The sequence below is a fragment of the Paraburkholderia bannensis genome, from assembly GCF_014200455.1.
GTDB classification, from domain to species: Bacteria; Pseudomonadota; Gammaproteobacteria; order Burkholderiales; family Burkholderiaceae; genus Paraburkholderia; species Paraburkholderia bannensis_A.
The window spans coordinates 102,130-119,092 of sequence record NZ_JACHBW010000007.1 but is presented as its reverse complement, the minus strand read 5'-3'; the positions used below and the strand labels follow the sequence as shown (position 1 = coordinate 119,092).

Genomic DNA, 16,963 nt, shown 5'->3' with positions numbered 1-16,963 from the left:
GTGCGTCAATGGGCACGTCAGATGCGCGCTCGCGACACTGATGGCGCAGCGCCCTGATCTGCCGCTGCGGGCTTCAACCTTCGTCCAATCAAGAGCCGTCGATGAGCGAAACCTCTTCCTCCACAGCGTCCCCCGCCTCGGCCACGCGGGTCTCGCCGTTCCGGGTCGCCGCGCTGCAGATGGTCAGCACGCCCGACCTCGCGCGCAATCTCGCCGACGCGCAGGCTCTGATCGCGGAGGCCGCCGCGAAGGGCGCGCGCCTCGTGCTGCTGCCCGAATACTTCTGCTTCATGGGCCACAAGGACACCGACAAGCTCGCCGTGCGCGAGCCGTATGGCGACGGCCCGATCCAGCGTTTTCTCGCCGATGCCGCGAAGCGCCATGGCGTGTGGATCATCGGCGGCACGCTGCCTTTGAAAGCGCCTGAAGAAAGCCGCGTGCTCAACACCACGCTCGTGTTCGATCCGAGCGGCGTGGAGCGCGCGCGCTACGACAAGATCCATCTGTTCAACTTCGAGAAAGGCGCCGAATCGTTCGACGAGGCCCGCACGATCCGCCCAGGCGACGAGGTCCGCACCTTCGACGCGCCACTTGGCCGCGTGGGGCTGTCGGTCTGCTACGATCTGCGCTTTCCGGAGCTGTACCGGCGTATGGGAGACTGTGCGCTGATGGTCGTGCCCTCGGCGTTCACCTACACCACGGGCCGCGCGCACTGGCAGCTTCTGCTGCGCGCCCGCGCCGTCGAAAACCAGTGCTACGTGCTCGCCGCGGCGCAAGGCGGCACGCACGAGAACGGTCGCCGCACCTGGGGCCACAGCATGCTGATCGACCCGTGGGGCGAAATCGTCGATGTGCTCGACGAGAACCCCGGCGTGGTGATCGGCGATATCGATCTCGAACGCATCGCCGCCGTGCGCGCAAGCCTGCCCGCGTGGCGGCATCGCGTGCTGGACTGTCATTGACGCAAGCATCACCCACGCCCATACCGACACTCACCGACACAGGGCGTCTTGATTTCGCCGCACCGCGCCCGAATCTGCCCGATAAGCCCACGCAAGCCCACGCAAGCCGAATCCAGCCGAACCCAGCCATTTGAAACTTCCCTATTGAGCGCATGAACATCATCGAACCCGGCATCCGCAATCTGGCGACCGCGAAGGAAGTGCTCCTCGCGCCCTATGGCCTCGACGAGGCGCTGCTCACGCGCACGCTCGGCGAGATTTTCACGCACCGCGTCGACTACGCCGATCTCTACTTCCAGGCCACCCGCAGCGAGGCCTGGAGCCTGGAGGAAGGCATCGTCAAGTCGGGCAGCTTCAGCATCGATCAGGGCGTAGGCGTGCGCGCCGTGTCCGGCGAGCGTACCGCCTTCGCCTACTCGGACGACCTCTCGCCCGAAGCGATCCGCCAGGCGGCCATCGCCACGCGCTCGATCGCCAAGGCCGGCGGCGGCAAGCAGAAGATCCAGGTGGCGACCTCCCTCAAGGGCATCGCGGGCCGCGATCTGTATCTGCCTTCCGATCCGCTGACCTCGCTCGACGCCACCGAAAAGGTCAAGCTGCTCGAACGCATCGAGCAGATGGCGCGCGGCCGCGACCCGCGCATCACCCAGGTGATGGCCGCGCTCGCGGGCGAATACGACGTGGTGCTGGTTGCGCGCAGCGACGGCGCACTGGCCGCCGACATCCGCCCGCTGGTGCGCGTCTCCGTCACGGTGATCGCCGAGCAGAACGGCCGTCGCGAAATTGGCAATGGCGGCGGCGGCGGGCGCTACGACTACAGCTATTTCACCGACGACGTCCTGTCGAAGTATGTGGATGACGCCGTGCACGCCGCGCTCGTGAACCTTGAAGCGCGCCCGGCTCCGGCGGGCGCGATGACCGTCGTGCTCGGCCCGGGCTGGCCGGGCGTGCTGTTGCACGAGGCGATCGGCCACGGTCTGGAAGGCGACTTCAACCGCAAGGGTTCGTCGGCGTTCGCGGGCCAGATCGGCCAGCGCGTGGCGGCCAAGGGCGTCACCGTGGTGGACGACGGCACGCTGCCGAACCGCCGCGGCTCGCTCAATATCGACGACGAAGGCAATCCGACGCAGTGCACCACGCTTATCGAGGACGGCATCCTCAAGGGCTACATCCAGGATTCGCTCAACGCGCGCCTGATGAAGATGCCCGTGACCGGCAATGCGCGCCGCGAATCCTACGCCGCCCTGCCGATGCCGCGCATGACCAACACCTACATGCTCAACGGCGACAAGGATCCGCAGGAGATCCTCGCCTCCGTCAAAAACGGTCTGTATGCCGTGAATTTCGGCGGCGGCCAGGTCGACATCACCAACGGCAAGTTCGTGTTCTCCGCCTCCGAGGCCTACATGATCGAGGACGGCAAGATCACCTACCCGGTCAAGGGCGCGACGCTGATCGGCAGCGGCCCGGAATCGCTCAAGTTCGTGAGCATGATCGGCAACGATATGCGCCTGGACTCGGGCGTGGGCGTGTGCGGCAAGGAGGGTCAGAGCGTGCCGGTGGGCGTGGGCCAGCCGACGCTGCGCATCGACAAGATGACGGTGGGCGGCACGGTCTGATCGGGCCGGATCGCGCGCCTTCATGGCAAGGCCCATGTGCAAGGTTCATGCATGTCGATGCGGAAAATCCGCATCGACATGCGGGATTCCTGCATTGAATAGCGATTTTCCGCGAATTTCCCGCTTTTTTGCCGCGACCCGCTTGCCAGCCTGAAGAAGGCCGGGTTATAAAGGCAATCACCCTTTTCGACGCAACGAACCGATTTCGCCATGTTCGCCACGAAGTTTTACTTTTACTTCTTTTGGTATCTCAGACCGCTGGCGGATCGAGAGGGTTGATAGTACGCGCAGGACCCCGAACAAACGAGAAACCGCCAGCAAAGCCTGGCGGTTTTTTTTCGTCCGACGTTTCGTCATTACCCCAGACAGAGCCGCACTTTCATCTAGCAGATTGATGCCGTTTCGCGACGCGAAGCACGCTACACAGGATCAGGAGAAAACAACATGCCCCCGCACAACACCGACGATGTCCGCATTCGCGAGCTGAAAGAACTCACGCCGCCCGCTCACCTGATCCGCGAATTCCCGTGCTCCGAAGCCGCTTCCACGCTGATCTTCGAATCTCGCCGCGCGCTGCACCGCATCCTGCACGGCATGGATGACCGTCTGGTCGTGGTGATCGGCCCCTGCTCGATTCACGACACCAAGGCTGCGATCGACTACGCGAAAAAGCTGGTGCCGCAGCGCGATCGCTTCAAGAACGAGCTGGAAATCGTCATGCGCGTGTACTTCGAAAAGCCGCGCACGACGGTGGGCTGGAAGGGTCTCATCAACGACCCGTTCATGGACAACAGCTTCAAGATCAACGACGGTCTGCGCACCGCGCGCGAGCTGCTGGTGTCGATCAACGAACTCGGCCTGCCGGCGGGCACCGAGTACCTCGACATGATCAGCCCGCAGTACATCGCCGATCTGATCTCGTGGGGCGCGATTGGCGCGCGCACGACCGAATCGCAGGTGCACCGCGAGCTGGCTTCGGGCCTGTCTTGCCCGGTCGGTTTCAAGAACGGCACGGACGGCAACGTGAAGATCGCCGTCGATGCCATCAAGGCCGCGTCGCAGCCGCACCATTTCCTGTCGGTGACGAAGGGCGGCCACTCGGCCATCGTCTCGACGGCGGGCAATGAGGACTGCCATGTGATCCTGCGCGGCGGCAAGACGCCGAACTATGACGCCGAAAGCGTCAACGCGGCCTGCAACGACATCGGCAAGGCGGGTCTGGCCGCGCGTCTGATGATCGACGCGAGCCATGCGAACAGCTCGAAGAAGCACGAAAACCAGATCCCGGTCTGCGCCGACATCGGCCGCCAGATCGCGGGCGGCGACGAGCGCATCGTCGGCGTGATGGTGGAATCGCACCTTGTGGCGGGCCGCCAGGATCTGAAGGAGGGCTGCGAGCTGACCTACGGCCAGAGCATCACCGATGCCTGCATCGGCTGGGACGAGAGCATTGGCGTGCTCGAAGGGCTCGCCGAAGCGGTCAAGCAGCGCCGGATTGCGCGCGGCAGCGGCAATTAAGCGCTCGGCGCAATAGAAAAGCCCGGTCGGCAGTCAAGCTGACCGGGCTTTCTGCTTTTTACGGCGCGCTCAATCGAGCGTGCCCGAACCGAAGATCTCCGTGTGGATGCGCGACGCGTCGACACCACGCGCGGCCAGCGCCTCGCGCTGCGCGCGCATAAAGGCAACCGGGCCGCAGATGTAGTAATCGGCATCCGGCAGCATCACATCGGCTTCGATGCGCGCGAGGTCCATGCGGCCTTCGAAGTCGTAATCCTGGCCCGGCTGGTCGTCCGCGCTCACGGACTCGTAGAACACCGCGCGCCTGAGGTTCGGATGCTCGGCGGCGCTACGGCGCAGCCACTCGCCAAACGCATGCACGCGGCCATTGCGGCAGGCGTGCGCGAAGGTGATCTGGCGCTCGCTGCGCCCAGCCAGCAGCGTGGCGAGCATCGACGCCATCGGCGTGATGCCGACACCACCGCTGATCAGCACGACCGGCGTGTTCTTGCTGCGATCGAGCGTGAATTCGCCCATCGGCGCGCTGACGTGGACGATCGCGCCCTGCTCGACGCCGTCGTGCATCAGATTCGAGACGTGGCCCGGCTGCACATCGGCCGAACCGGCTTCGCGCTTCACCGAGATGCGCAGCCAGCGGCCATGAGGCGCGTCGGACAGGCTGTACTGACGCGGCTGATCGACGCCGAGCTTATCCACGAAACGCGTCACGCTCACGTACTGGCCCGGTTCGAAACCGCCAGCGGGCGCGCCATCGGCGGGGGCGAGATAGAACGAGGTGATCTCGTCGCTTTCCACCTGCTTGCGCACCACCTTGAACGGACGGAAACCGCTCCAAGGCGCGGCCTCATACAGCTTCGACTCCACGCCGATCATGATCTGCGCGAGCTGCTCGTAAGCCACCGCCCAGGCGTCGAGCGTCGGCTGATCGACGGCGTCGCCCAGCACATCCACCACCGCCCCCAGCAAATGACGCCCGACGATCGGATAGTGTTCCGGACGGATGTTCAGGCTCGCGTGCTTGTGCGCGATATGCGTGACCGCACCGCCCAGCGCGCCCAGATTGTCGATGTTCGCCGCGTAGGCGTAGACCGCGCGCGCCAGCGTTTCGGGCTGGCTGCCGCTTTGCTGGTGCGTCTGGTTGAAGAGGTTCTTCAGCTCCGGATGCGCGTTGAACATGCGCTGATAAAAATGCTTCGTGATGGTCGGGCCATACTCGGCAAACACAGGCGCGGTGGCCTTGACGCGGGCGATCTGGTCGGCGGTGAGCGCGGTCATTGCGGCTTCTCCTCGTTAAAGATGTACAAACAATACATCTTTAACGCTGGGCGTTCTGCAGGCATTTTGTCGCACCCCGGCATTGTGGCCCGGGCGCTGATTTTGCCCTGTCTCCCGCCCTATTATTTGCCGCCGAACTGACCGCGATCGTGACGCCAGAGCACATCGTTTCCGCCCGCCGCGCGATTGAGCACGCGCGCGAGCACGAACAGCAGGTCGGACAGCCGGTTCACGTAGCGGCGCGGCGTCGGTGCAAGCGGCGCGCTGTGGTCCTCGCCGCCGTCTTCGCTGTCGTCTTGTATCGCACCCAGCGCGACGATCGCCCGCTCCGCGCGCCGACAGACCGTGCGGCAAACATGCGCGAGCGACGCCGCGCGCGAACCGGCGGGCAGGATGAACTCCTTGAGCGGCGGCAGCGTGGCGTTGTAATCGGCAAGCCAGCCGTCGAGCCGGGCGAGGTGCGCATCCGTGACGACGGTGTGGCCGGGCATGCACAGCTCGCCGCCCAGATCGAACAGATCGTGCTGAATCGCGACGAGCGCGGCGCGCACGTCGTCGGGCAGCGTCTCGCAAAGCAACACGCCGATGTTCGAGTTGAGTTCGTCGACGTCGCCCATCGCGGCGATGCGTGCATCGTCCTTGCGCACGCGGCTGCCGTCGCCGAGGCCGGTGGTGCCGTCGTCGCCGGTGCGCGTGGCGATCTTGCTCAGGCGATTGCCCATGGTGTGTCTCCTGAAACGTAAGCGTGCATGAAAACCCGATTGTCGCCTGTGCGCGTGCAACGTGGATCGTGCAGCGCAGCAAAGTCCACTGGGGCTGGCCCGCCTTTTCGCCCGGACGGTTGAGCGTAGAATCGGTCGTGAAAAGCAGTGCGTATAACGATCATGTCCAACCAGGAGACTCCCGCGTGAATCATCCCGCGCCGCCGGCGATCGCCGAAACCGCACGTCGCCCGTTCCCCGCCGATCTCCTCGACAGCCTGCGCCACGCCTTTGGCGAGCGCGTTTCCACGTCCGAGGCCGTGCGCGCCCATCATGGCCGCGACGAATCCCGCTTCGACCCGCAGTTGCCCGACGCCGTCGTCTACGCGCAGAACACCGCAGAAGTCCAGACCATCGTCAAATTGTGCGCGCAGCATGGCGTGCCGATCATTCCCTACGGCAATGGCTCCTCGCTCGAAGGCCATCTGCTCGCGGTGCAAGGCGGCGTGTCGATCGACCTCTCGCAGATGAACCGCGTCCTGTCGATCAACGCCGAAGACCTGACCGTGACCGTCGAACCCGGCATCTCGCGCAAGCAGCTCAATGAAGCGCTGCGCGACACCGGCCTGTTCTTCCCGATCGATCCGGGCGCGGATGCGAGCATCGGCGGCATGTCGGCGACGCGCGCCTCGGGCACCAACGCCGTGCGCTACGGCACGATGCGCGAGAACGTGCTGGGCCTGAGCGCCGTACTCGCCGATGGGCGCCTCATCAAGACCGGCACGCGCGCGCGCAAATCCTCGGCGGGCTACGACCTCACACGGCTGTTCGTAGGTTCCGAAGGCACGCTTGGGGTCATCACCGAAATCACGGTGAAGCTTTATCCACAGCCGGAAGCGGTGTCGGCGGCGATCTGCGCGTTTCCCTCCATGGCCGAAGCCGTGCGCAGCGTGATCGAAACCATCCAGATCGGCGTGCCGATTGCGCGCGTGGAGTTCATCGATGCGCTCGCGGTACGCGCGATCAACAAGCATTCGAACCTCACGCTGCGCGAAAAGCACACACTGTTCTTCGAATTCCACGGCACCGAAGCAGGCGTGGCCGAACAGGCGCAGCTGGTGCAGGACATCGCCGCGCAAAACGGCGGCGAAGGCTTCGAATGGGCCACGCGCCCCGAAGATCGCAGCCGCCTGTGGAACGCGCGCCACAGCGCTTACTTCGCGATGCTGCAACTCAAGCCCGGCTGCCGCGCGGTAACCACCGACGTCTGCGTGCCGATCTCGCGTCTGGCCGAATGCGTGGTGGAAACCGAGGCCGACCTGAAAGCCTCGCCGTTGCCCTGCCCGATCGTCGGCCACGTGGGTGACGGCAACTTCCACGTAGCGATCCTGATCGATCCGGACAAGCCCGAGGAAATCGACGAAGCCGAGCGCCTCAATCACCGCATCGTGCAGCGTGCGATCCGCATGGACGGCACCTGCACGGGCGAGCACGGCGTGGGCCTGCACAAGATGGGCTTTCTCATCGAGGAACACGGTTCCCACACCGTCGACACCATGCGCGCCATCAAGCACGCGCTCGATCCGCACAACCTCATGAATCCGGGCAAGATTTTCAGCTGGGCCGCCTGAGGCAGGACCATCCAGGCCGCGACCATCTGGGCCGGGACTATCCCACGAGGAGACGACATGAACGCACCGGACGCGAATCTGCCCGACGCCAGCACAGCGCTCACGCAAGGCGACACCCCGGAACTCACGCCCGAAGCGCTCGCGCAGCGTCAGCGCGAAGTCGTGCAGGCGCTCATGGCCGTGCTGCCCGCGCATTGCCTGCTCCATCGCGAGGAAGACACCGTGGCCTATGAGTGCGACGGCCTCGCCGCCTATCGCCGCCTGCCGCTTGCGGTTGCGCTGCCGGAAACCGAATCGCAGGTGCAGCGCATCGTGCAGATCTGCCGGCGTCTGGACGTGCCCGTGGTGCCGCGCGGCGCGGGCACCGGCCTGTCGGGCGGCGCGATGCCGATCCGCCACGGCATCGTGCTGTCGCTCGCGCGCTTTCGGCGCATTCTCGAAGTCGATCCCTACGCGCGTACGGCCACCGTGCAGCCCGGCGTGCGCAACCTCGCGGTTTCCGAAGCCGCGGCGCCCTACGGGCTCTACTACGCGCCCGATCCGTCCTCGCAGATCGCCTGCACGATCGGCGGCAATGTCTCCGAGAATTCGGGCGGCGTGCATTGCCTCAAATACGGCCTCACCGTGCATAACGTGCTGCGCGTGCGCGCGGTGACGATGGACGGCGAGATCGTCGAATTCGGCTCGCTCGCGCCCGATGCGCCGGGGCTCGATCTGCTCGCCGTGATGATCGGCAGCGAGGGCATGTTCGCCATCGTCACCGAAGTCACCGTCAAACTGATCCCGCGCCCGCAAACCGCGCAGGTCATCATGGCGAGCTTCGACGATGTCGTGAAAGGCGGCGACGCGGTGGCGGGCATCATCGCCTCGGGCATCATTCCGGCCGGCCTCGAAATGATGGACAAGCCGGCGACGCAAGCGGTCGAGGAGTTCGTCAAGGCGGGCTACGACCTCGACGCCGCGGCCATTCTGCTGTGCGAAGCCGACGGCACGCCCGAGGAAGTCGCCGACGAAATCGCGCGCACGACCGCGGTGCTGCGCGAGCATGGCGCCACGCGCATCCAGATCTCGCGCACCGAGGAAGAACGCCTGCGCTTCTGGTCCGGGCGCAAGAATGCGTTTCCGGCGGCGGGCCGCATTTCGCCCGACTATTACTGCATGGACGGCACGGTGCCGCGCCGCGCGATCGGCCCGCTGCTCGCGCGCATCCACGAGATGGAGCTGCAGTACAAGCTGCGCTGCATTAACGTGTTCCATGCGGGCGACGGCAATATGCATCCGCTGATTCTGTTCAACGGCAACGATCAGGACGAATGGCATCGCGCCGAGGCGTTTGGCTCGGATATCCTCGAAACCTGCGTCGAGCTGGGCGGCACAGTGACGGGCGAACACGGCGTGGGCATCGAAAAGATCAATTCGATGTGCGTGCAGTTCTCGCCCGAGGAGCGCGACGCGTTCCACGCCGTGAAGCACGCATTCGATCCGGCGCGGCTGCTCAATCCCGACAAAGGCATTCCCACCAAGGCGCGCTGCGCCGAATACGGCCGCATGCATGTGCGCGGCAATCTGCTGCCGCATCCCGATATTCCGCGCTTCTGATTGGCCTGCCCGCCCGCTTGCGGCGCGCGCCGCCATGCGGGCCTGCCCCGGGTTGTCAGCACCGGGCGCGTCAGTACAATCGAACGAACCACAACGACAACCGGCCCAAGAATCGCGCCATGGGAAGCATGCAAGAGGACGACATCGTCGCGGTCTGGTCCGAGCGTGTCCGCGCTGCAAGCGCCGACGGCAAGCCGCTGCGCATCCGCGGCGGCGGCACCAAGGACTGGTACGGCCAGGCGCTCGAAGGCGAAGTGCTGGATACCCGCGCGCATCGGGGCATCATCGCTTACGACCCTGCCGAGCTGGTCATCACGGCGCGCGCCGGCACGCCGCTGCTCGAAATCGAACATGCGCTCGCCACCCACGGCCAGATGCTGCCGTTCGAGCCGCCCCACTTCGGCCCGCAAGCGACCTTCGGCGGCTGCATCGCGGCGGGGCTCGCCGGGCCGCGCCGCGCGAGCGCGGGCGCTGCTCGCGATTTCGTGCTGGGCGCGGTCATCATGAACGGCCACGGCGCGGTGCTGCACTTCGGCGGTCAGGTCGTGAAGAACGTAGCGGGCTACGATGTTTCCCGCCTGCTGGCGGGTTCGCTTGGCACGCTTGGCCTGATTCTGGAACTGTCCGTGAAGGTGCTGCCGGTGCCGCAGGCCGAAGCCACGCTGCGCTTCGACATGAACGGCACCGACGCCGTACGCAAGCTCAACGAATGGGGCGGCCGCCCGTTGCCGATCACCGGCAGCGCCTGGCGCAACGGCACGCTGGCGGTGCGCCTGGCCGGTGCGGAAGCGGGGGTGAAAGCCGCGCGCACGTCGCTGGGCGGCGAAGTCGTCGATGCCGTGGAAGCCGAGCGTTTCTGGGCCGGTCTGCGCGAACAGAGCGACCCGTTCTTCGCCGCGATCGCGCCCGACGCCGCGCTCTGGCGCCTCGCACTGCCTTCGATCGCCGAGCCCTTGCAACTGCCCGGCGCGCAGTTGATGGAATGGGGCGGCGCGCAGCGCTGGTGGATCACCGAAACCGACGCCCAAACCGTACGCATCACCGCCAAGCAGGCCGGCGGCCACGCCACCATTTTCCGCACCGGACGCGGCTACGACCGCAGCGCGGGCGTGTTCACGCCGCTGCCCGCACCGCTCATGAAGATCCATCGCGGCCTGAAAGCCGCGTTCGACCCGGCCCGCATCTTCAATCGCGGCCGCCTGTATTCCGACTTCTGACCAGACCCTCACGCGGCGATGCAGACGAACCTTGCGGACTTCATTCGCAACACCCCCGACGGCGAGGAAGCCGACGCGATCCTGCGCAAGTGCGTGCACTGCGGCTTCTGCACCGCGACCTGCCCAACCTATCAACTGCTGGGCGATGAGCTCGACGGGCCGCGCGGGCGCATCTATCTGATGAAACAGATGGTGGAAGGCGCACCGGTGACGAAGAGCACGCTCACGCATCTGGACCGCTGCCTCACCTGCCGCAGTTGCGAGACGACCTGCCCGTCCGGCGTGCAATACGGGCGGCTGGTGGAAGTCGGTCGCAAGCATGCCGAACAAATGGTGCCGCGCCCGCTGCGCCAGCGCCTGTTGCGCGGTTTTCTGGCGGGATTTCTGCCGCGCCGCATGCTGTTTTCACCCGCCATGCGCGTGGCGCAGCAGGTGCGCGCGCTGCTGCCGCGCCGCCTGCGCGACAAGGTCCCGGTACGCCAGCGTCCACTCGCCTGGCCGAGCGCGAAGCACGAACGCAAGATGCTGATGCTCGCGGGCTGCGTGCAGCCATCGATGATGCCCAACATCAACACGGCCACGGCGCGCGTGCTCGACGCGATCGGCATCGAAACCATCGTCGCTCCGCAGGCGGGCTGCTGTGGTGCGATCCGCCTGCACATGGGCTATGCCGACGCTGCGCTCGACGACATGCGCGCCAATATCGACGCCTGGTGGCCCTATGTCGAACAGGGCGCCGAAGCCATCGTCATGAACGCTTCGGGCTGCGGCGCAACGGTCAAGGAATACGCGCACCTGATGCGCAACGACCCGGCCTACGCGGGCAAGGCTCAGCGCATCGCGAGCCTCACGCGCGATCTCAGCGAAATCCTGCCCGCATTCGAGGAACAGCTGTTGGCCGCCACCCGCCGGCGCGGCATTCACACGGTGGCGTATCACCCGCCCTGCACGTTGCAGCACGGCCAGCAGTTGCGCGGCGGCGTGGAAAAGGTGCTGGGCGCGCTGGGTCTGGAGGTGCGACTGCCCGCCGACAGCCACCTGTGCTGCGGCTCCGCCGGCACTTACTCGATCACGCAGCCGCGTTTGTCCTACACGCTGCGCAACCAGAAAGTCGACCGGCTCAAGGCCCTTGAGCCGCAACTGATCGTATCGGCGAATATCGGCTGCATCGCGCATCTGCAAAGCGGCACGAAGATTCCGGTCACGCACTGGATCGAGCTGGTCGAGCATATGTTGGCGGCGAATTGACAAGCAATGAGGGATCAATAAAGAACGCCCGCCCGGGTTGCACCTCGGCAGAACCCTGGTTGCACTTTTACCGCCCGCCGGTAACATTCGCAGCCTGAACAAAAGCCGTGCATCCCGGCAGTTGGCCAATCGGCCTATGACTTCTGGCGGATGCCTCGCGCCTCGCGCAGTCAGTATCGCAGTCCGTATAATTGGCTTCGTTCGTTTTCAGTGCGCCTAACCCCAGTGCGCGGCCGCGGGCAGCGCTGCGCGGCCGGCCGTAATTCTCATGACCGATCTCGCTCACCACCTCGAAGCCGTCCGTCAACGCATCGCCGCCGCCGCCCGCCATGCGGATCGCGCGCCCGATTCCGTCGAACTGCTCGCGGTGTCGAAAACCTTCCCGGCTGAAGATGTGCGAGCCGCGCACGCGGCAGGCCAGCGCGCGTTTGGCGAGAACTACGTGCAGGAAGCGGTGGACAAGATCGAGACGCTCGCGGATCTGCGTGCGAGCCTCGAATGGCATTTCATCGGGCCGCTGCAATCGAACAAGACGCGCCCCGTGGCGGAGCGTTTCGACTGGGTGCATTCGGTCGACCGCCTGAAGATCGCGCAACGCCTGTCCGAGCAGCGCCCGGCAGACATGGCGCCGCTCAACGTCTGCCTGCAGGTCAACGTAAGCGGCGAAGAGTCCAAGAGCGGCGTCGCGCCCGGGGAAGCCGTGCAGATCGCTCACGCAATCGTCGCACTGCCGAATCTGCGACTGCGCGGGCTGATGTCGATTCCCGAACCGGCGCAAACCCTCGACGAACAACGCGCCCCTCACCGCCGCCTGCGCGAGCTGTTCGACGCGCTGCGCGCCGACGGCCTCGCGCTCGACACGCTCTCGATGGGCATGTCGGCGGATCTCGAAGCGGCGGTGCTCGAAGGCGCCACCATCGTGCGCGTCGGGACCGCGATCTTTGGCGCACGCGATTATTCCCACTGATTCACAGACCGCTTCTCTGACCGCTTTACAGACCGATTCACCGACTGATTCACTGACGCACTCCAACACCATGAAAATTGCCTTCATCGGCGGCGGCAACATGGCCGCTGCACTCATCGGCGGTCTGATCCGCAAGGGCGTCCCGGCCGCGAATCTGTATGCGATCGATCCGAACGAAGACGCCCGCAAGCGCACCGCCGACCAGTTCGGCGTGCAAACGGGCGCGGCAGCTGACGGCGCACTGGCCGGATACGACGCAGTCCTGATCGCCGTCAAACCGCAGATCGCCAAGGCCGTTGCGCAAGGACTCGCACCGCACCTGGGGGCGCATCAGGTTGTGATCAGCATCATGGCCGGCATCCGTATCGAAGACCTGTCGCGCTGGCTCGGCGGCCACGCGCGCGTGGTGCGCACGATGCCGAATACGCCTGCGCTGATCGGCATGGGCGCAACCGGTCTGGTCGCGAGCAGCGGCGTGGACGCGGCGGGCCGCGAGCTCGCCTCGAACGTGCTGGGCGCGGTTGGCCAGACGGTGTGGTTCGACGACGAAGGCAAGATCGACGCGGTGACGGCCATCTCGGGCAGCGGCCCGGCCTACGTGTTCTATTTCATCGAAGCGCTCGAAGAAGCCGCGCGCCAGCTCGGCATGGACGAGCAGCAGGGCCGCGCGCTCGCCATCGCCACCTTCACGGGCGCCGCGCAACTGGCGCTCAATTCGGACGAGCCGCCCGCCGTGCTGCGCGAGCGTGTGACGTCAAAGGGCGGCACGACGGCGGCGGCGCTCGCCTCGTTCGACGCCTCGGGTATCAAGGACGCGATCGTGCGTGGCGCGCTCGCCGCCGATGCGCGTGCGAAGGAAATGGGCAAGGAATTCGGCGCGCAGTAAGCATCGCTTCTCTCGCGTTGCCAGCATTACCCGCTTTACCCGCATTTCGCTGCGGCCATGAAAAAAGCGCCCTGGTGGGCGCTTTTTTCGTCTCAAGCCGCTGCGGCGAAGTTACAGGCCCGATGCCGCGTAGTGTGCCGCGATACCCACGAACAGCGCACCGCCCAGCCAGTTGTTGTGACGGAACGCAGCGAAGCACGGCATGCGCTCGCGGTTCTTGATCAGCGTGTAATGGTAGATCGCGCAGCCCACCGCCGCTGCCCAGCCCAGCCAGTACAGCACGCCGAATTGCTGCGTGAGCCCCACCCACACGTAGATGCCGAGCGTGGCTGCATAGCAGAGCATGATCGCGAGCACGTCGAAGCGGCCAAAGGTAAGCGCCGAAGTGCGAATGCCGATCTTGATATCGTCGTCGCGATCGACCATCGCGTATTCGGTGTCGTAGGCCACCGACCAGAACACGTTGGCGATCAGCATGATCCACGCGAGCATCGGCACATGATCCTGAATGGCCGCGAACGCCATCGGAATACCGAAGCCGAACGCAATGCCCAGATACGCCTGCGGAATCGCAAAAAAGCGCTTGGTGAACGGATAGGACGCCGCCACGAACAGCGCCACCACCGAAAGCTGCTTCGTGAGCGCGTTGAGCGGCAGGATCAGCAGGAACGAGACGATGGCGAGCGCCGCCGCAATCGCCACCGCTTCCCACGCGCGGATGCGTCCCGAAGTGATGGGCCGCTCGGCCGTGCGTTTGACGTGACGGTCGAAGTCGCGGTCCGCATAGTCGTTGATCGCGCAGCCCGCCGAGCGCATCAGCACCGTGCCAACCGTGAAGATCGCCAGCAGCGAAAGTGACGGATGGCCGTTCGAGGCGATCCACAGCGCGTTGAGCGTCGGCCACAGCAGCAGCAGGCTGCCGATCGGCTTGTCCATGCGGACGAGCCGCAGATAGAGCGGGAGTCGGGCGAACATGATAGGGGCGCGAAAAACGATGCCGCTATTGTAGGCCAGGCATGCGGCAGGCCGGCGTCATCCTCGCCGCTCGCCGCCTGGTGCAATCAGCGGCGCAAAAAAGCAAAAACCCGCTGGACCAGCCAGCGGGCTTCTCAAGCAATCAGCGCCTGATTGATGCTCAAGCCAGCATCGAACGCAGCATCCACGCCGTCTTCTCGTGCGTCTGCATGCGCTGCGTGAGCAGGTCGGCGGTCGGCTCGTCGTGGGCCTCTTCGGTGGCCGGGAAGATCGCACGCGCGGTGCGCACCACGGCTTCCTGCCCCTCCACCAGTTGGCGGATCATGTCTTCCGCAGTCGGCACGCCGTCCGCTTCCGGAATCGACGAGAGGCGCGCGAAATCCTTGTAGGTGCCCGGCGCATGAACGCCCAGTGCGCGGATGCGCTCGGCGATGGCGTCCACGGCCAGCGCCAGTTCGTTGTACTGCGTCTCGAACATCAGATGGAGCGTGTTGAACATCGGCCCCGTGACGTTCCAGTGGAAGTTGTGCGTCTTGAGGTACAGCGTGTACGTGTCCGCGAGGAGGTGCGAAAGACCGTCCGCGATCTTCTTGCGGTCCTTGTCGGTGATGCCGATATTGACGTGCTGCACAGCAGATTTTTTGGCCATGACGACTCCTTTTGTAGCAGTGAGACTACCCATCCGGAACGATGCGACATGAACGTCGCCTCGCGCGGCAGCACCGATGCCCAGTGCGGCTCGCGAACGTTCGATTGAGTCTCAGTTTATCTTATAAAAGCCAGAAAACAGGGCCATCCGGCCCTTCACTCCAATCCAGGTCAAGCAGCATGCGTGCCCGCTCCGGCAATTTGCCGCATCAATGCCCGGCGATATGAGCAAGCACCTGAGTCAACAGCGCCACGAAGCCGCTCGACAGGATCGCGAAACCCACCAGCCGGCGCACGATTTCCGTGCCATGCGAGCGTGAACGGGCCATATCGGCGCCGCGCCCCGTGCCCACGGACTTGAGTGTCATCGTCATCGTTCTGGTCATGATCGTGCTCCTTTGGTTTCGGCGCTTCCTGCAATTTCTACTGTCTGGTGCGGCGGGGCGTGCAATTCACTCCACCGCGCCTCCCTGTTTTTGCCTGCCTGTGTCATTCGTACTGCGGGTACTGCGGTTGGATAAGACTCTACCATCGGCTATCGATAAACATAATTTGATTTAATTAATCTATCAAATAGACGCGACTAATCGAAGCCTCACAGCAGCAACGAACAGGACAAACACGGGGAAGAGACAGACGGACGCCGCGCATCAAGCGCGGCGCAGCAAACAAACTACAGGAGCATCAAGCCGCCTCGACCGGCGCCTCGATCTTCTTCACGCCCGGCAATTCGCAGGCGTTGATCGCATCGACGATGGCTTCAATGGCCGGCATGCGCGTGAAGCTCTTGCGCCAGGCCAGCACGACGCGGCGATCCGGCACCGGCTCGTCGAACGGCACATAGGACAGCAGCCCCGAATCGACACCGCCCGCGTGCGGCTTCACTTCGGTCACCGACATGCGCGGGAGCACCGTAATGCCAACGCCGCTCGCCACCATATGGCGAATGGTTTCCAGCGACGAACCCTCGAAGGTCTTCTGGATGCCATCCGCGTTCTGCGAGAAGCGCATCAGTTCCGGGCACACGCCCAGCACGTGATCGCGGAAGCAATGGCCGCTGCCGAGCAGCAGCATGGTTTCCTGCTTGAGATCTTCCGGGTCGATCTTGTCGCGCTTTTCCCAGACGTGGCCTGACGGCAGCGCAACGACGAACGGCTCGTCGTAGAGCGGGCGCAGCGTGAGCCCGGTTTCGGCGAACGGCAGCGCCATGATGGCAACGTCGATTTCGCCTTGCTTGAGCAGCTCGATCAGCTTGAGCGTGTAGTTCTCCTGCAGCATCAGCGGCATCTGCGGGACGCGCTTGATCATCTGCTTGACGAGCGTGGGCAGCAGGTACGGGCCGATCGTGTAGATCACGCCCAGACGCAGCGGCCCGACCAGCGGATCCTTGCCCTGCTTGGCGATTTCCTTGATGGCGAGGGTCTGCTCCAGTACGCGCTGCGCCTGCGTGACGATCTGCTCGCCGATGGGCGTCACACTCACTTCGCTCGTGCCGCGTTCGAAGATCTGCACGTTCAGTTCGTCTTCGAGTTTCTTGATGGCTACCGACAGCGTCGGCTGGCTGACAAAGCAGGCTTCGGCGGCCCGTCCGAAGTGGCGCTCGCGGGCGACCGCGACGATGTATTTCAATTCAGTGAGCGTCATTTCATTGGGGACCAATCAAAAAGGGTGAATCAATAGCTTGTACTTATACACCTATGGCGGCGATTCGCCAATA

15 protein-coding genes are annotated in these 16,963 nt (G+C 64.9%); 9 read left to right on the top strand and 6 right to left on the bottom strand.

Annotation, left to right across the window (positions count from 1 at the left end; translation table 11 throughout):
• The first annotated feature begins 101 nt into the window (after nt 1–101).
• The 3 genes from F4827_RS13535 to aroG all read left to right on the top strand — a co-directional run bounded on the left by F4827_RS13535 (nt 102) and on the right by aroG (nt 4,099).
• Complete coding sequence (locus F4827_RS13535; protein WP_183724454.1) at nt 102–962, top strand: carbon-nitrogen hydrolase family protein; 861 nt, start codon at nt 102–104, stop codon at nt 960–962.
• Between the two features lie 152 nt (nt 963–1,114).
• The gene (gene tldD / locus F4827_RS13530) at nt 1,115–2,581 is read left to right on the top strand and encodes a metalloprotease TldD (protein ID WP_183724453.1); all 1,467 of its coding nucleotides are present in this window, start codon (nt 1,115–1,117) and stop codon (nt 2,579–2,581) included.
• A gap of 444 nt (nt 2,582–3,025) precedes the next feature.
• The gene (aroG, locus tag F4827_RS13525) at nt 3,026–4,099 is read left to right on the top strand and encodes a 3-deoxy-7-phosphoheptulonate synthase AroG (protein WP_183724452.1); all 1,074 of its coding nucleotides are present in this window, start codon (nt 3,026–3,028) and stop codon (nt 4,097–4,099) included.
• A 69-nt stretch (nt 4,100–4,168) separates the two neighbouring features.
• Here the strand turns inward: aroG and hmpA are convergent, their stop codons facing one another.
• Together hmpA and F4827_RS13515 are read right to left on the bottom strand one after the other, a co-directional pair.
• The gene (gene hmpA / locus F4827_RS13520) at nt 4,169–5,374 is read right to left on the bottom strand and encodes an NO-inducible flavohemoprotein (protein WP_183724451.1); all 1,206 of its coding nucleotides are present in this window, start codon (nt 5,372–5,374) and stop codon (nt 4,169–4,171) included.
• Nucleotides 5,375–5,496: 122 nt separating this feature from the next.
• Nucleotides 5,497–6,096 (bottom strand): cob(I)yrinic acid a,c-diamide adenosyltransferase, encoded by a 600-nt coding sequence (locus F4827_RS13515; RefSeq protein WP_183724450.1) that lies wholly within the window; start codon nt 6,094–6,096, stop codon nt 5,497–5,499.
• 185 nt (nt 6,097–6,281) lie between these two features.
• On the opposite strand from F4827_RS13515, the gene F4827_RS13510 reads away from it, so the two are divergent.
• The 6 genes from F4827_RS13510 (at nt 6,282) to proC (ending at nt 13,623) form a co-directional block, all read left to right on the top strand.
• A complete protein-coding gene (locus F4827_RS13510; RefSeq protein WP_183724449.1) occupies nt 6,282–7,706 on the top strand; it encodes an FAD-binding oxidoreductase in 1,425 nt (474 codons plus the stop codon).
• A 57-nt stretch (nt 7,707–7,763) separates the two neighbouring features.
• A complete protein-coding gene (locus F4827_RS13505; protein ID WP_260175182.1) occupies nt 7,764–9,305 on the top strand; it encodes an FAD-linked oxidase C-terminal domain-containing protein in 1,542 nt (513 codons plus the stop codon).
• A 128-nt stretch (nt 9,306–9,433) separates the two neighbouring features.
• Nucleotides 9,434–10,522, top strand: coding sequence for a glycolate oxidase subunit GlcE (glcE, locus tag F4827_RS13500; RefSeq protein WP_183724604.1), 1,089 nt, complete (start codon nt 9,434–9,436; stop codon nt 10,520–10,522).
• A gap of 18 nt (nt 10,523–10,540) precedes the next feature.
• Nucleotides 10,541–11,770 carry a glycolate oxidase subunit GlcF gene (glcF, locus tag F4827_RS13495; protein ID WP_183724448.1) on the top strand — a complete coding sequence of 410 codons (1,230 nt, stop codon included), beginning with the start codon at nt 10,541–10,543 and terminating at the stop codon, nt 11,768–11,770.
• A 268-nt stretch (nt 11,771–12,038) separates the two neighbouring features.
• A complete protein-coding gene (locus F4827_RS13490; RefSeq protein WP_183724447.1) occupies nt 12,039–12,737 on the top strand; it encodes a YggS family pyridoxal phosphate-dependent enzyme in 699 nt (232 codons plus the stop codon).
• Between the two features lie 70 nt (nt 12,738–12,807).
• A complete protein-coding gene (gene proC / locus F4827_RS13485; protein ID WP_183724446.1) occupies nt 12,808–13,623 on the top strand; it encodes a pyrroline-5-carboxylate reductase in 816 nt (271 codons plus the stop codon).
• Nucleotides 13,624–13,734: 111 nt separating this feature from the next.
• Here proC and ubiA read toward each other — a convergent pair whose 3' ends face one another.
• The 4 genes from ubiA to F4827_RS13465 all read right to left on the bottom strand — a co-directional run bounded on the left by ubiA (nt 13,735) and on the right by F4827_RS13465 (nt 16,890).
• On the bottom strand, nt 13,735–14,598 hold the full coding sequence (gene ubiA / locus F4827_RS13480; RefSeq protein WP_183724445.1) for a 4-hydroxybenzoate octaprenyltransferase: 864 nt from the start codon (nt 14,596–14,598) through the stop codon (nt 13,735–13,737).
• A 160-nt stretch (nt 14,599–14,758) separates the two neighbouring features.
• The gene (locus F4827_RS13475; RefSeq protein ID WP_183724444.1) at nt 14,759–15,247 is read right to left on the bottom strand and encodes a Dps family protein; all 489 of its coding nucleotides are present in this window, start codon (nt 15,245–15,247) and stop codon (nt 14,759–14,761) included.
• A 208-nt stretch (nt 15,248–15,455) separates the two neighbouring features.
• Complete coding sequence (locus F4827_RS13470) at nt 15,456–15,632, bottom strand: hypothetical protein (RefSeq protein ID WP_183724443.1); 177 nt, start codon at nt 15,630–15,632, stop codon at nt 15,456–15,458.
• A 298-nt stretch (nt 15,633–15,930) separates the two neighbouring features.
• The gene (locus F4827_RS13465; RefSeq protein ID WP_167061004.1) at nt 15,931–16,890 is read right to left on the bottom strand and encodes a hydrogen peroxide-inducible genes activator; all 960 of its coding nucleotides are present in this window, start codon (nt 16,888–16,890) and stop codon (nt 15,931–15,933) included.
• Nucleotides 16,891–16,963: the final 73 nt, after the last annotated feature.

Coding starts and splice junctions, on each gene's coding strand:
- F4827_RS13505 (WP_260175182.1), top strand. CDS start 7,764: ATGAACGCACCGGACGCGAATCTGCCCGACGCCAGCACAGCGCTCACG.
- glcF (WP_183724448.1), top strand. CDS start 10,541: ATGCAGACGAACCTTGCGGACTTCATTCGCAACACCCCCGACGGCGAG.
- aroG (WP_183724452.1), top strand. CDS start 3,026: ATGCCCCCGCACAACACCGACGATGTCCGCATTCGCGAGCTGAAAGAA.
- ubiA (WP_183724445.1), bottom strand. CDS start 14,598: ATGTTCGCCCGACTCCCGCTCTATCTGCGGCTCGTCCGCATGGACAAG.
- F4827_RS13515 (WP_183724450.1), bottom strand. CDS start 6,096: ATGGGCAATCGCCTGAGCAAGATCGCCACGCGCACCGGCGACGACGGC.
- F4827_RS13475 (WP_183724444.1), bottom strand. CDS start 15,247: ATGGCCAAAAAATCTGCTGTGCAGCACGTCAATATCGGCATCACCGAC.
- hmpA (WP_183724451.1), bottom strand. CDS start 5,374: ATGACCGCGCTCACCGCCGACCAGATCGCCCGCGTCAAGGCCACCGCG.
- glcE (WP_183724604.1), top strand. CDS start 9,434: ATGCAAGAGGACGACATCGTCGCGGTCTGGTCCGAGCGTGTCCGCGCT.
- F4827_RS13535 (WP_183724454.1), top strand. CDS start 102: ATGAGCGAAACCTCTTCCTCCACAGCGTCCCCCGCCTCGGCCACGCGG.
- F4827_RS13490 (WP_183724447.1), top strand. CDS start 12,039: ATGACCGATCTCGCTCACCACCTCGAAGCCGTCCGTCAACGCATCGCC.
- tldD (WP_183724453.1), top strand. CDS start 1,115: ATGAACATCATCGAACCCGGCATCCGCAATCTGGCGACCGCGAAGGAA.
- F4827_RS13465 (WP_167061004.1), bottom strand. CDS start 16,890: ATGACGCTCACTGAATTGAAATACATCGTCGCGGTCGCCCGCGAGCGC.
- F4827_RS13470 (WP_183724443.1), bottom strand. CDS start 15,632: ATGACCAGAACGATGACGATGACACTCAAGTCCGTGGGCACGGGGCGC.
- proC (WP_183724446.1), top strand. CDS start 12,808: ATGAAAATTGCCTTCATCGGCGGCGGCAACATGGCCGCTGCACTCATC.